Origin of the sequence: Pseudomonas sp., from assembly GCF_035512415.1 — a bacterium.
Classification (GTDB): Bacteria; Pseudomonadota; Gammaproteobacteria; order Pseudomonadales; family Pseudomonadaceae; genus Aquipseudomonas.
Genome location: NZ_DATKDZ010000028.1, coordinates 104,603 through 118,728 on the forward strand (window position 1 = coordinate 104,603; position 14,126 = coordinate 118,728).

At 63.7% G+C, this 14,126-nt stretch carries 13 protein-coding genes; 3 read left to right on the forward strand and 10 right to left on the reverse strand.

Features of this window, described 5'->3' with window-relative positions; all coding sequences use genetic code 11:
* Positions 1-103: 103 nt before the first annotated feature.
* From VMP31_RS14740 to VMP31_RS14765, 6 genes are read right to left on the reverse strand one after another with little or no spacing between them, the layout of a single operon-like run.
* Positions 104-1,201 carry a tetratricopeptide repeat protein gene (locus VMP31_RS14740; protein WP_325508364.1) on the reverse strand — a complete coding sequence of 366 codons (1,098 nt, stop codon included), beginning with the start codon at positions 1,199-1,201 and terminating at the stop codon, positions 104-106.
* A 1-nt stretch (position 1,202) separates the two neighbouring features.
* Positions 1,203-1,901, reverse strand: coding sequence for a TonB family protein (locus tag VMP31_RS14745; RefSeq protein WP_325508366.1), 699 nt, complete (start codon positions 1,899-1,901; stop codon positions 1,203-1,205).
* On the reverse strand, positions 1,901-2,311 hold the full coding sequence (locus VMP31_RS14750) for a biopolymer transporter ExbD (RefSeq protein WP_325508368.1): 411 nt from the start codon (positions 2,309-2,311) through the stop codon (positions 1,901-1,903). Before VMP31_RS14750 ends, VMP31_RS14745 begins: the two co-directional genes overlap by 1 nt.
* Before the next feature lie 10 nt (positions 2,312-2,321).
* Positions 2,322-2,870, reverse strand: a complete 549-nt coding sequence (locus VMP31_RS14755; protein WP_325508371.1) for a MotA/TolQ/ExbB proton channel family protein — start codon at positions 2,868-2,870, stop codon at positions 2,322-2,324.
* Entirely contained in the window at positions 2,863-4,209 is a 1,347-nt protein-coding gene (locus VMP31_RS14760) for a MotA/TolQ/ExbB proton channel family protein (RefSeq protein ID WP_325508373.1), read from the reverse strand. The genes VMP31_RS14755 and VMP31_RS14760 overlap by 8 nt, the downstream gene beginning before the upstream one ends.
* Complete coding sequence (locus tag VMP31_RS14765) at positions 4,206-4,976, reverse strand: DUF3450 domain-containing protein (RefSeq protein ID WP_325508375.1); 771 nt, start codon at positions 4,974-4,976, stop codon at positions 4,206-4,208. The genes VMP31_RS14760 and VMP31_RS14765 overlap by 4 nt, the downstream gene beginning before the upstream one ends.
* 236 nt (positions 4,977-5,212) lie before the next feature.
* Between VMP31_RS14765 and VMP31_RS14770 the strand changes: the two genes are divergently transcribed.
* Complete coding sequence (locus VMP31_RS14770) at positions 5,213-5,899, forward strand: OmpW/AlkL family protein (RefSeq protein ID WP_325508377.1); 687 nt, start codon at positions 5,213-5,215, stop codon at positions 5,897-5,899.
* An 89-nt stretch (positions 5,900-5,988) separates the two neighbouring features.
* On the opposite strand, the gene VMP31_RS14775 is transcribed toward VMP31_RS14770, so the two are convergent.
* From VMP31_RS14775 to VMP31_RS14790, 4 genes are read right to left on the reverse strand one after another with little or no spacing between them, the layout of a single operon-like run.
* Entirely contained in the window at positions 5,989-6,921 is a 933-nt protein-coding gene (locus tag VMP31_RS14775) for an SDR family NAD(P)-dependent oxidoreductase (protein WP_325508379.1), read from the reverse strand.
* Positions 6,914-7,798 (reverse strand): sugar nucleotide-binding protein, encoded by an 885-nt coding sequence (locus tag VMP31_RS14780; protein WP_325508381.1) that lies wholly within the window; start codon positions 7,796-7,798, stop codon positions 6,914-6,916. The genes VMP31_RS14775 and VMP31_RS14780 overlap by 8 nt, the downstream gene beginning before the upstream one ends.
* A gap of 23 nt (positions 7,799-7,821) precedes the next feature.
* Positions 7,822-8,319, reverse strand: coding sequence for a single-stranded DNA-binding protein (locus VMP31_RS14785; RefSeq protein WP_325508383.1), 498 nt, complete (start codon positions 8,317-8,319; stop codon positions 7,822-7,824).
* A gap of 17 nt (positions 8,320-8,336) precedes the next feature.
* Complete coding sequence (locus tag VMP31_RS14790; protein ID WP_325508385.1) at positions 8,337-9,725, reverse strand: MFS transporter; 1,389 nt, start codon at positions 9,723-9,725, stop codon at positions 8,337-8,339.
* 134 nt (positions 9,726-9,859) lie between these two features.
* Here VMP31_RS14790 and uvrA point away from each other — a divergent pair, with 134 nt between their 5' ends.
* Complete coding sequence (uvrA, locus tag VMP31_RS14795) at positions 9,860-12,700, forward strand: excinuclease ABC subunit UvrA (RefSeq protein ID WP_325508387.1); 2,841 nt, start codon at positions 9,860-9,862, stop codon at positions 12,698-12,700.
* Positions 12,701-12,849: 149 nt separating this feature from the next.
* Positions 12,850-14,118, forward strand: a complete 1,269-nt coding sequence (locus VMP31_RS14800) for a M14 family zinc carboxypeptidase (protein WP_325508389.1) — start codon at positions 12,850-12,852, stop codon at positions 14,116-14,118.
* Positions 14,119-14,126: the final 8 nt, after the last annotated feature.

Here is a 14,126-nt window from a genome sequence, read left to right on the forward strand (position 1 = left end):
GCGTTACCCGCAAGGTATTCGGCTGGGTTACTGCATCCAGGAGGCGGTCGGACGCACCATGCGCACGCTATTGGGACATAGCCTTTTGTATCCGCTCAGCGCCTCAGCCGCGGCTGGCTACGCGTTTTTCCCGCGCGAAGCTCAACTCGCTTTCCGCCCAGTTACGCCAGGCGCGCACCTTGCTGCGCTCGGCACCGGCACGCTCGGCCTTGGCCAGGGCATCCAGCCCGGCTTGCCAGCGCGCCTGCTCCAGCTCCAGTTGGGCCAGGCTCAGCCAGTGTTTGGCGCTGCCTGAGCGGGCTGCCAGTTCGCGGAAGATCAGGGCGGCCTTGCTGCGTTCACGGGCTTGCCACCAGAGCAGTCCCAAACGCTCCTCACGGGCGCTGGTGCGCGGCAACAGGCCCTGATCAAGCATGCCGGCGAGCAGCTTGGCCCCTTGCCAGGGTTGGTCGGCGGCCCCGGCCAGCAGCACCAGATTGTCCAGCTCGCTTTCATTGAAGCGCAGGCCCTTCTGGTAGGCCGTGCGCAAGGTGGCCAGCGACTTGTCATGGCTGCCGCTCAGCTGCTGCAAGGCTGCCAGCTGACGCCAGCCCTGAGCATTGTTCGGCTGACGCGCCAGCAACTGGCGCTGCCAGCGCTCGGCGGCTGGGTAGCGTTTAACGTCCGCATTTATTGCGACTAGAAACTGCAGCCAGCTATCAGCGGCCTGCGGATTAGCCTGCATATAACGCTCGGCCAGCGGCAGCGCCTTGGCCGGCTGGCCGAGGCCCTGATAGGCCTGCACCAGCATCTGCAGCACCTCTTCATTGGCGTTGGCCTGGCCTGGCGCGAGCAGGGCCACCACCCGGGCGTAGCGGCGCTCGACCAGGTTCAGGCGGGCCAGGTTCAGCTCTTCAGCGGCCTGCAACTCGGCGTCCAGCTTGCCGCTTTTCAGTACCTTTTCCAGCAGTTCGATAGCCTGGGCATTCTGCCCTTCGGCCCAGGCCAGATAACCGCGGCTGCGCCACAGCAACGCCTCTTCCAGGCTACCCGGCGCGCCCTTGGCAGCATCCAGAGCGCGTCGCGCGGCTGCGTAGTCGCCCTTCTTCTGTGCGCTCTGCGCCGTATCCAGGGCGCGAAATACGCCTGGGTCAACACTCTGCCCAGCCGCCTGCGCGGCACCAGCGCTACACAGCGCGATCAGCAACACTAGACGATACATATCAGCGACCTCCTTCCAGGCGGAAGTACAGGGTTTTCACCGCTTCGCGGGCCACCGCCAGGCCGCCCTCGGTACGCGGCGCAAAGCGCCAGCGCACGGCGGCGCGGCGAGCATCGCGTTCGAACACGTTCTGCGGGCTGGCTTCGATAACCCGGAGGTTTTCCACCGCGCCCGCACGGTTGATGGTGAACGCCAGTTTTACGTGACCTTCGATGCCGCGCTGTAAGGCGTAGCGCGGGTAATCCGGGCTCACATCGTTAAGCGGCATTACTTCACTTTCCGGGCCGCCCGGCTGACCACCAGCATCGCTGGGGGCTGGAGCGCCGGGCGTCGCCACGCTCGGTGCCGACTCCCCCGCCGCCAGGCCAGTCAGACTCGGCGTCGGCGCGCTGTTTACGGCAATACCCGTACTCAGGCTCGGCACCGGCAGATCCAGTGCCGGCAGGTTGGCACTCGGGGTAGCCGCTATCGGCGTCGGTGGTGTCGGGGTTTGCGGCGTTTGTGCTTGCGGCGGTTGCGGTGCCTGCTGGCGGGTGCGCGTCGCGGTATCGCTAGAAGCACTGTCCAGACGGACGAAATTGGCCACCGTCACCGGCTCATCGCTCGGTTTGCTGCTGGGCGGCGCGACCATGTAAAGCATCAGGCCAAACAGCGCCAGCGCCATCACACAGGCCGCGACAAAGGACAGTGGCAAACGCATCAAAGCGCTCCCGCCGTAGCGGCCAGGGCAACGTCCTGCACACCCGCCAGGCGCGCCTGATCCATCACCTGCACCACCAGACCGGTACGCGCATCCTGATCCGCCTGAACCACCACGGCACCGTCCGGCTGGTCGACGCGCATGCGCTCGACGTGGGCGCGCACGCTGCGCACATCGACGACTTTCTTATCCATCCACACCTGCCCGTCGGCAGTGATGGCGATGAGGATATTGCCTTTGTCCTGCGGGCTGGCGGTTTGCGCCTGGGGCCGCTGCACTTCGACGCCGGCTTCCTTGATAAAGGAGCTGGTGACGATAAAGAAGATCAGCATGATAAAGACCACGTCGAGCATCGGCGTCAGGTCGATGCCGGTGTCTTCGTCTTGCTGGTGGTGACGGCGCATTCTCATGTGTCGAGTCTCATTCGTGACGCAGCTGGTCAGCCAGCCGCTCTAGGGCCCGGCGCGCATCGCGTTCGAGGCGCGCCAGGCTGAACAATCCACTAATCGCCAATACCATGCCGGCCATGGTCGGCAGGGTCGCCTGCCAGACCCCAGCCGCCATGCCGCGCGGGTTACCGGTGCCGTTGATGGCCAGCACGTCGAACACCGCGACCATGCCGCTGACCGTGCCAAGCAAGCCCAGCAGCGGGTACATGGCCACCAGGGTCTTGCTCAGGCGCAAAGGCCCGAGCAGGTGCTGTTGCGCCTGGGCCAACCAGGCACTGCGCACCGCCCGCTGCCAATTGCCGGTGTCATCGCTCAGCACCTGCTGCCAGGCCTGACGGCGTTCGGCAACCCACTCCGGAAACACCCGGCGCATATACCAAAAGCGCTCGAATACCAGGGTCCAGAACACCACGCACAGACCCGCCAACGCCCACATCACCACGCCACCGGCGCTCATGAAATCGAGCAGGGCGTGGCTGCTGTCAACCAGGCGCAACCACAGCGCCAGCCAATCAGTCACGACGCGGAGCCCCGGACAGGTGCAGGGCAATCAGCCCGGCGCTTTGCTGCTCGAGCAGCTGAATCAGGCCCTTGCTGCGGCTGGCCAACAGGGTGTGCAGAAACAGCAGCGGAATCGCCACCACCAGGCCCAGCACGGTGGTCACCAGCGCTTGCGAGATACCGTCAGCCATCAGCCGCGAATCGCCGCCACCGCCCTGGGTAATCGCTTGGAAGGTGACGATCATCCCGGTCACGGTACCGAGCAGGCCGAGCAGCGGTGCCACGGCGCAGAGCAGCTTGAGCAGGCCCTGGCCTTTTTCCAGCGGCGGGGTTTCCTGCAGGATCGCCTCGTCGAGCTTGAGTTCCAGGGTTTCCAGATCCGCCAACTGCGGTTTCGGCCCCAGCACGCCGATGATCCGCCCCAGCGGGTTGTCGCCACGAGGCGCACTCAGGTTATGCATCTGCGCATTGACGCCGCGGCCCACACGGGTCAGGTAGACCATGCGCCAGATCGCCAGCAGCAGACCGAATGCGCCGAGGGCCAGAATCACCCCGCCGACCAGACCACCCTGCTGCACGCGATCCCACAGTTTTGGCTGACGCTGCAACTGCGCCAGCCAGGTGCCGCGGCTAGGGTCAATCGGCAAGCTGGCAACCGCCGCGCTGCTGTCCAGATAATCCGCGACCTGGCCCAAGCCAGACGGCTGACGCGGCGGTGCCAACAGCTCGCCGGCATCGGCGTCATAACGCAGAAAGGCATCGGCGCCGTAGGCGGAGAACGCGCCAACCCGCAGCACATCCTGCGCGTTACGCGTGCCATCGGCGGCCACCACCGGCAGCTGCAGTTGCTCAACCCGGCCGCTGGCGGTCAGATCTTCGAGCAGCAGCATCCAGTAGCCATCGAGATCAGCAGCCGAGGGCAGTGTACGGCTTTCGGCCAGCGCCTTGAGCCGCGCCAGGCGCTCGGGGTACTGGGCATTGAGCAGGCTGTCCTGCCAGTGGCCGGCGACATCACCGGCGCTCTGACGGACCACGCCGAACAGCTCGCCGAGATGGCCGACGCGCTGGGTCAGCAGTTTTTCCTGTTCGGCGAGCAGGCTTTCCTGGCGGTCGAACTCGGCTTTCAGTTGTTCGGCTTCAGCCTTCTGTGCGGCCAGGGCACTGCGCGCGCTAGCCAGCAGTTGAGCACGCTCGCCGCGCTCGGCAATAAAGGCCTGTTCGCGGCTTTGCATGGCGCTGACTTCCGCCGCGCGCTCGCTGCGAATACGTTGCAGCAGTTGATCCGGGCTCAATGGTTCGGCAGCGCCAGCCAGGGCGGGCAGCAGGGCCAGGGTAAAAACGAGAACACGAGAATTCATGGCTTGGCCTCCAGCGCCAGGGTCTTCACGGGCAGGTCAAGCAAGGCCGGGGCCTGCTCCTGGCGGGCAATCGCAATAGCCTGACGCAACGGGCGGCGGGCGCTGCCGTCGAGGATCTGCCAGCTGCGCGTCTGCGGGTTCCACCAGCCACTTTCATGGCCATCGAGGGTCTGGAAATACAGCATCACCCGGCCCAGACGGAGAAATTCGACGCTGCGCGAAGTGCCTTCACTCGGCAGCTCACCGCGCCAGGCTTCCAGGGTGCGGCCGTAATCGCTCTCCACCTGGTAGGCCTCGAGGATGCGCCGGTATTTCTCGGCCAGGCTGACATCGGCCCGCGGCAGGAGGTCCTGCAGCTGGGCCAGGCGATCACTGCGTTCGTCCGGCAGAAAGGGCAAATCAGCGGCGATAAATTCGCCCAGCACCTCGACCATGCGACGCATCTGTGGCGTTACCGCCTCCTGGGTGCGCTCGATGCCATCGAGCTGCTCCTGATAACCGCTCAGCTCCTTGCGCTGCGCCGCCACCAGCTCGCGCAACTGGGCGTTATAACCTTGCAAAGCTTCGGCCTGCTGCAAGGCGTTGCGGTACTCGGTAAGCATTTCCCGGCTGGCGTCATCGAGTTGTTCGATGCGCGCCTGGGAGGCCTTGGCTTCGGCGGCCAGGCGCTGGCTTTCGTCCAGCGCCGCGTCCAGGGATGTCGCCGCAAGCGGCGCACTGGCCAAAACCAGGGCAACCGCCAGCAAGCGCGTCGACACGAGGGGCATTAGAGATTCCTTGAGAGGGTGCTTTAAAGAGAAGCATTATCAACTGCATTAACCTCTCCCGGCAACCGTTGGCCAGAAGAGAAATGCACAGCCCTGCCCCAAAAGCCCCTGACAGCACCAAAGCGCTAAAGATTTAGATAGCAGGCTAATCTATTGAGCTGGATCAAAAGATGATTTTTCCGCAGGCCTAACATCGCACTCAGCCAATACGAACTGATGCTTTCTGGGAGCACACCATGCGCAAATCTCTTCTCACCGCTTCTTTGCTGGCCCTGTCCATCGCCGCCCCAATGGCTCACGCCTACCAGGCGGGCGACATTATCGTTCGCGCCGGTGCGATCACCGTTGACCCGCACGAAAGCAGCAGCGACATCTGGGTTGGCGCACTGAACACCGACGTAGCCGGCACCAAGGCGACCCTGGACAGCGACACTCAGCTGGGCCTGAACTTCGCTTATATGCTGACCAGCAACATCGGCATCGAGCTGCTGGCGGCCACTCCGTTCAGCCATAACGTCGGCGTTAAAGGCATGCCGGGCCCCTTTGCCGGTCTCAACGGCAACCTGGGTGAACTCAAGCACCTGCCGCCGACCCTGAGCGTCGTCTACTACCCGCTCGATGCCGCTTCGGCCTTCCAGCCCTATATCGGCGCAGGCATCAACTACACCTGGTTCTTCGACACCGAACTGAGCAGCGAAGCGGAAAACAAAGGCTTCAGCGGCCTGGACATGAAGGACTCCTGGGGCCTGGCGGCGCAGGTGGGCATGGACTACATGCTGACCGACAACATCATGCTTAACGCCCAGGTGCGTTATATCGACATCGAAACCACCGGCACCACCTCGTTTGGCGGTGCCAAGGTCAAGGTCGATGTAGACGTCGACCCGATGGTCTATATGGTTGGCCTGGGCTACAAGTTCTAAGCCCAACGACTGTAAAAAAGCCGGCTCTCGCAGCCGGCTTTTTTGTGCTCGCTGCCGGCCCTGATCAAGGCCTCCAGCGCGGAAACGCCTTACGCCTGCAGCAAACGACGCAGACCTTCCAGCAAAAGCGTTGGCTCGGGTAATTGATAAGCCGCCTTCAAACGCTCAATGGCTGCCCGCGAGTGACGGATATCGCCAGAACGAGCGGCCAGGTAGCAAACCTCGGGCAAGCCACCACAAAGCTGACCAACCTCAGCCAGCAACTGGTTGAGGCTTACCGCCTGATTCCAGCCCACATTGACTGCGCCGGCCACAACCTGTGGCATCTGCAGTGCCTGCACCAGCAGTTGCACCAGATCAGCCACGTAGAAGAAGTCGCGGGTCTGCTCGCCATCGCCGAACACGTTGATCGGCAGGCCCTGCTGGATACGCTGGGTGAAGATGCTGATCACCCCGGAATAGGGCGAGGACGGATCCTGCCGAGGGCCAAAGACATTGAAGAAGCGGAAAATCGCCGGCTCCAGACCATGCTGACGGCGATAGAAGTCCAGGTACTGCTCGCTGGCCAGCTTGTCCACCGCATAGGGCGTCAGCGGAGCCTTGGGCGTCTCTTCATCAATCGACAGGCCCTCACCGTTATTGCCGTACACCGCCGCACTGGAAGCAAACAGCACGCGCTTGACGCCATGCAGGCGCATGGCCTCGCAGACATTCAGGGTGCCGACAAAATTGCTCTGGTGGGTGGCCACCGGGTCGTCCACCGAGGCCTGCACCGAGGCCACGGCCGCCAGATGCGCCACGGCCACACAGCCGGCAACCGCCTGCGCGACCACGGCCGCATCGGCGACATCGCCCTGGATAAACTGCAGCTGCGGATTATCCAGCGGCAGATTGGCCAGCTTGCCCATCGACAGATTATCCAGCACCCGCACCCGGTAACCCTGCGCCAGCAGCGCATCAACCAGGTGCGAGCCGATAAAGCCGGCACCGCCGGTAACCAGAATGCAGCGTGCGTCAGACATGGCGATAGTAACGATCCAGTAGGCTCGGCAAGCCCGAGCGCCAGGCGCGCGGTTTGATACCGAAGGTGTGCAGAATTTTCTTGCAGGCCAGCACCGCGTGCTGCGGCTCCTCGACGGCGTCGGGACGGGCCGCGTGGGCCTGGGCGATAACCTCCTCGACCAGGTTGCTGCGGAAGTTGCGCGCTTCGCTCAACACCGCCTGGCCCAGGGACAGCGAGGTGGTCGTTTCATGGCCGCCGTAGTGATAGGTGCCCCACAGCGGGCTCTGGCAATCGAGCTGCTTGAGCACCGCCAGGATCACCCGCGCCGCGTCATCAACCGGGGTCGGGTTACCGCGGCGGTCGTCGGCCAGATACAGCGTCTCATCGCCCTCGGCCCGCCGGAGAAAACGCGCCAGCAAACCATTGCTACTGTCATCCAGCAACCAGCCGAAACGCAGCAGCACATGCCGCGGACAGATGGCCCGCACGCGCTGCTCGAAACGCCACAGCGCCTGGCCACGTACCCCGAGCGGCACCGGCTCTTCCTTCTCGCTATAGGCGGTAGCCCGCGAACCGTCGAACACCCGGTAGCTGGACGGCTGCAGCAGGCGAATCTCGTGGTGCTGGCAGAGCTCGGCCAGGCGCTCGACGGAACGCTCCTGGGCAGCAAAATGCGCCTCGCTTACCGCTTCGGCCTGGAACCAGTCGAAGTAGTAAGCAAGGTTGATCAAAGCATCGGGACGGGTGTCATCGAGCAACTGGGTCAGGCTGGCCGGATCCCAGCCGGACTCCGGCGGACGCGGCGCGAGAAAGCCAATGTCTTCCTCGGCACCGAGACGGATCAGGGCCTGCCCCAGGGCATTACCGCCACCCAGCAGCATCAGCCGCATACGCATGATAAAGCGCTAGCTCGAGTGGATCAGAACGGGATGTCGTCGTCGAAGCTATCGAAATCCGCGGCAGGCTGAGCCGCTGGCTGCGGAGCCGGACGGGGTGCCGACTGCTGCTGGGGTTCGCGCTGCGGCGCAGGGCGCTGCTGACGTGGAGCGGAATCACCGCCACCGGCGTTATCCGGACGGCCGCCAAGCAGCTGCATGGTGCCCTGCATGTCGACGATGATCTCGGTGGTGTAACGCTTGACGCCGTCTTTTTCCCACTCGCGGGTCTGCAGCTTGCCTTCGATATACACCTGCGAACCTTTGCGCAGGTATTCGCCAGCGATTTCGGCGACTTTGCCGAACAGCGAGACACGGTGCCACTCGGTTTTCTCGACCTTCTGGCCGGTCTGCTTGTCGGTCCACTGCTCGCTGGTGGCCAGGCTCAGGTTGGTGACCGCGTTGCCGCTCGGCAGGTAGCGGGTTTCCGGGTCCTGTCCGCAGGTACCGACCAGAATGACTTTGTTAACCCCACGGGCCATAACGTTCTCCTAAGCTATCAGCAGGTTCCCGGCGCCGATTCGATCAGGCGCTCAAGGGAGCTGCGGTCCAATTGTTGGGTATCCACTTTGATATAGATGGCCGCTTCATCGCGCACCACTACGGCATCCGCCACTCCGGGCACAGCCTGTAAACGCTCGGCCAGCCCCGCCTCTTGCAAGGCCGCAACTGAAAGCGGCAGGCGCAGGCTGGTGACATAAGGCGGTTCGCGCATAGTAACAGCAAAGGCCAGCCAAAAAAGAGCCAGCAAGGCACAGCCCGCAAACACTCCCGACAGGCTGTAGTGCTGATACAACCAGCCGCCAAGGATGCCGCCGATGGCCGCGCCGAGGAACTGGCTGGTGGAATACACGCCCATCGCAGTGCCTTTGCCGCCAGCCGGGGCGACCTTGCTGATCAGCGACGGCAACGACGCTTCCAGCAGATTAAATGCGGTAAAGAACACTACAGTGCCCAGCACCAGCGCGCGCAGGCTGGTGCCAAACCACCAGAAGAACAGCTCACACAGCAGCAACACACTGACCGCACCAAGCAGTACATGCTTCATCCGGCGTTTTTTCTCGCCGTAAATAATGAACGGCACCATACCGAAGAAGCCCACCAGCAGCGCCGTCAAGTAGACCCACCAGTGCTCTTCCTTGGCCAGGCCGCCCTGCTCCACCAGCGCCAGCGGCAAGGCGATAAAGCTGGCCATCAGAATCGCGTGCAGCACCAGAATGCCGAAATCCAGACGCAGCAGATCCGCGTGCTTGAGGGTTGGCAGCAACGCCTGCTTGTTCACCCCGGACTCGCGGTGCTGCAACGGCCCGGCGGCGCGGGGCACCAGCCCGGCGACGATAACAATACCCAGCAGCGCCATAGCCGCGGTGGCGAGAAACAGGCCGGACAGGCCAAAGGCGCGGGTCAGCAGCGGACCGACCACCATCGCCACAGCAAACGACAGACCGATACTCATACCAATCATGGCCATGGCCTTGGTGCGGTGCTGCTCACGGGTCAGATCGGACAGCAGCGCCATCACCGCCGCCGAAATCGCCCCTGCGCCCTGCAGAATGCGCCCGGCAATCACCCCATAAATCGAATCGGCATTGGCCGCCAGCAGGCTGCCTGCAGCGAAAATCAGCAGGCCAACATATATAACCGGCCGTCGGCCAATGCGATCACTGAGCATGCCAAATGGAATTTGCAGGAACGCCTGGGTCAAACCGTAGGCACCTATCGCCAGGCCAATCAGTGCTGGCGTGCTGCCCTGCAACTCCATGCCATAGGTCGCCAGCACCGGCAGGACCATAAACATACCGAGCATGCGGAACGCGAACACCAGCGCCAGGCCACCGGCCGCGCGGGTTTCGCTGCCGCTCATGCGCTCGCTGTGCGGATCATGCATGGGAAACGCCCCGTCAAAATAGGCGGCGATTCTAGCAGCACCTATGAACGCGGCACAGCAGTGACGCTTTGCCGCGCCCGCCTCCCGAGCCGTATACTCGGTGGTTTTCCGCCCGCCATGCGAGGCCGTTGTTTGTGGACAAGATTCTGATCCGGGGTGCACGCACCCATAACCTGAAAAACATCGACCTGACCCTGCCACGCGACAAGCTGATCGTGATCACCGGCCTGTCCGGCTCCGGCAAATCCTCTCTAGCCTTCGACACCCTCTACGCCGAGGGTCAGCGCCGCTATGTCGAGTCGCTGTCGGCCTACGCCCGGCAGTTCCTGTCGATGATGGAAAAGCCCGATGTCGACACCATCGAAGGCCTGTCGCCGGCGATTTCCATCGAGCAGAAATCCACCTCGCACAACCCGCGCTCCACCGTCGGCACCATCACCGAGATCTACGACTACCTGCGCCTGCTCTACGCCCGCGCCGGTATTCCGCGCTGCCCGGACCACGACCTGCCGCTGGAAGCGCAGACCGTCAGCCAGATGGTCGACCAGGTGCTGGCCTTGCCCGAAGGCAGCAAGCTGATGCTGCTGGCCCCGGTGATTCGCGAGCGCAAAGGCGAACACCTGGCGATCTTCGACGAGCTGCGCGCCCAGGGTTTTGTGCGTGTGCGGGTCAACGGCAAGATTTACGAGCTGGACGAACTGCCCAAGCTCGACAAGCAGAAGAAACACAGCATCGATGCCGTGGTTGACCGTTTCAAGGCCCGCGGCGATCTGCAGCAGCGCCTGGCCGAATCCTTCGAGACCGCGTTGAAACTGGCCGACGGCCTGGCGCTGATCGCACCGATGGAAGGCGAGGAAGGTGAAGAGATCATCTTCTCCGCCCGCTTCGCCTGCCCGGTGTGCGGCCACTCGATCAGCGAGCTGGAACCCAAGCTGTTCTCCTTCAACAACCCGGCCGGTGCCTGCCCGACCTGCGACGGCCTGGGGGTCAAACAGTTCTTCGACACCAAGCGCCTGGTCAATGGCGAGCTGACTCTAGCCGAGGGCGCGATCCGCGGCTGGGACCGGCGCAACGTCTATTACTTCCAGATGCTCGGCTCCCTCGCTGCGCATTACGGCTTCAGTCTGGAAGTGCCGTTCGATGAGCTCAGCGCCGAACACCAGAAATGCATCCTGTTCGGCAGCGGCACGCAAAACGTCGACTTCAAGTACCTCAACGACCGTGGCGATATCGTCAAGCGCTCGCACCCCTTCGAAGGCATCGTGCCGAACCTGGAGCGGCGCTACCGCGAAACCGAATCCACCAGCGTGCGCGAGGAGCTGGCCAAGTTCCTCAGCACCCAGGCCTGCCAGGATTGCCGCGGCACCCGTCTGCGCCGTGAAGCGCGCCACGTGTGGGTCGGCGAGAAGACCCTGCCTGCCGTCAGCGGCATGCCGATTGGCGACGCCACCGAGTATTTCGGCAGCCTGGCACTGCCGGGACGCCGGGGCGAAATCGCCGAGAAGATCCTCAAGGAAATTCGCGAACGCCTGCAGTTTCTGGTCAACGTCGGCCTCGACTACCTGACCCTCGACCGCAGCGCCGACACCCTGTCCGGCGGCGAGGCGCAACGTATTCGCCTGGCCAGCCAGATCGGTGCCGGCCTGGTCGGGGTGATGTATATCCTCGACGAACCGAGCATCGGCCTGCATCAGCGCGACAACGAGCGCCTGCTCGGCACCCTGCGCCACCTGCGCGATATCGGTAACACGGTGATAGTGGTCGAACACGACGAGGACGCCATCCGCATGGCCGACTACGTGGTCGATATCGGCCCTGGTGCCGGCGTGCATGGCGGCCAGATAGTCGCCCAGGGCACAGCGGCCGAAGTTATGGCCCACCCCGACTCGCTAACTGGCAAGTACCTCTCCGGGCGGGTGAAGATCGCCGTACCGGCTAAGCGCACGCCGCGGGACAAGAAGCTCTCGCTGAAGATCAAAGGCGCGCGCGGCAACAACCTGCGCAATGTCGATCTGGACATTCCAATTGGCCTGCTCACCTGCGTCACCGGCGTGTCCGGCTCGGGTAAGTCGACGCTGATCAACAACACCCTGTTCCCGCTCAGCGCCACCGCGCTGAACGGTGCGACCACCCTGGAAGCCGCCGCCCACGATAGCATCGATGGCCTGCAGCACCTGGATAAGGTGGTGGATATCGACCAGAGCCCGATCGGCCGCACGCCGCGCTCCAATCCGGCGACCTACACCGGGCTGTTCACCCCGATCCGTGAGCTGTTCGCCGGCGTGCCGGAGTCGCGCTCACGCGGTTACGGCCCGGGGCGCTTCAGCTTTAACGTCAAGGGCGGACGCTGCGAAGCCTGCCAGGGCGACGGTCTGATCAAGGTAGAAATGCACTTCCTGCCGGACATCTACGTGCCCTGCGACGTGTGCAAGAGCAAGCGCTACAACCGCGAAACCCTGGAAGTGAAATACAAGGGCAAGAGCATCACCGAAGTGCTCGACATGACCATCGAGGAGGCGCGGGTGTTCTTCGATGCCGTGCCGGCCCTGGCGCGTAAGCTGCAGACGCTGATGGACGTGGGTCTGTCCTATATCAAGCTGGGCCAGAGCGCGACCACCCTTTCTGGAGGCGAGGCGCAGCGAGTCAAGCTGAGCCGCGAGCTGAGCAAGCGCGACACCGGCAAGACCCTGTATATCCTCGATGAGCCGACCACCGGCCTGCACTTCGCCGATATCCAGCAATTGCTCGACGTGCTGCACCGCCTGCGCGACCACGGCAACACAGTGGTCGTAATCGAACACAACCTGGACGTGATCAAGACCGCCGACTGGTTGGTGGATCTCGGCCCGGAAGGTGGCTCCAAAGGCGGCCAGATCATCGCCGTCGGCACACCTGAAGAAGTCGCCGAAATGCCGCAATCGCACACCGGCTACTTCCTCAAACCACTGCTGGAACGTGATCGCGCCACCAGTTAAAGCCAATGCTTTGCTGAGGTTTTGTCGCCACCGCGATAAAACCTCGGCCGCCTCTCGGCAAACGCAACCTCTGCGCCCGCCCCAGGTCAAACTGGGGTCCCCCGGGCAGTGCTGGCGGGACATCCTGTCTTCTACAAGGAGAGTTCCCGATGCGTCTGACTTTTGCCGCCCTCCTGCTTGGCGCAGGTCTTAGCCCAGCGCTTGCCGCTGCCGCCCAACCGAATGGCCCCTGGCTCAACGATCAACAGCATGTCTCGCTCGAAGGCTTTATGAGCAATGCTCAGCTGTATGAGCAACTCGCCAGCGTGGCGCGCCGCTCCGGCGGCGTACTCAGCCTCGAACAGACCGGCACCAGCGGCGAAGGCCGACCGATCTGGCTGGCCCGCCTGGGCAAACCAGGCAACCCTGCGGTGATGATCATCACTCAGCAACATGGCAACGAACCCCACGGCACCGAAGCGGCCCTCGACCTGATCCGCAAGCTGGCGTCCGGCGGCTCGTTCTCCAAGCAGGTGCTGGCCAACCTGCAAGTGCTGTTCATTCCCCGGGTCAACCCCGACGGCACCGCGCTCGCCACCCGCGGCAACGTCGATTTCGGCGCGCCGCAAACCAGCGCCAGCTGTCTGCGCGCGGACGGCAGCCTGGACCCGAGCAAGCTCGACCAAGGCCTGGGGGCCAATGTCACCGCCTATACCCCCGAAGAGGGTCCGCGCCAGTGGAGCTACGACATCAACCGCTACCACTGGCCAGACTGGAGCCAGAGCACCCAGGTGCTGTGCAATCCGGGGCTGGCCGAGCAAACGCATTTCAACCCCAGCCAGAACCCGGTGCCGGAAGCCGTGGCGGTGCGCAGCGCCTATGACCGCTATCAACCCATGTGGATGGTCGATGTCCACAATCAGAACCCGGCCGTCGTGCTCGACGATGCCGACCCCGAAGCCAATCGCCCTGGCCGCCAGATAACCGCCTCCATCGCCTGGCCGACTCACCCCGATGTCGATCCGGACGTGGTCGACCTGTCGAAGCAGATGGCGCTGGTAATGAAGAAGCGCTCCATGCAGATCGGCCATATGGAGGTCAGCAACTATTACTATCAGCGTCCGGACGGCAGTATTCGCCGTGGCGGCGGCGACCCCGGCATCGCCCGCAACGCCTATGCGCTGCTGGCCAGCGAGAGCCTGGCCACGGGGGCCGAGGGGCCACTGGGCGGCAGCATCCTGATGGAAATAACCGGGCTCAACAGCCGCGGCCAGAAGTCTATCGGCATGCTGCGCAACAACGTCAGGGAAATGCTCGAAGCGTTGCTGGTAGCCAGCGCCGATGGCAGCCTGCTGACTCAGGATCCGGCCGAAACCGAGCAACTGCTGCGCCCCGGCCAGGAAGTCGACGAGCCCCTGGCAAACCCGCACGACGAATAGCATCAGCA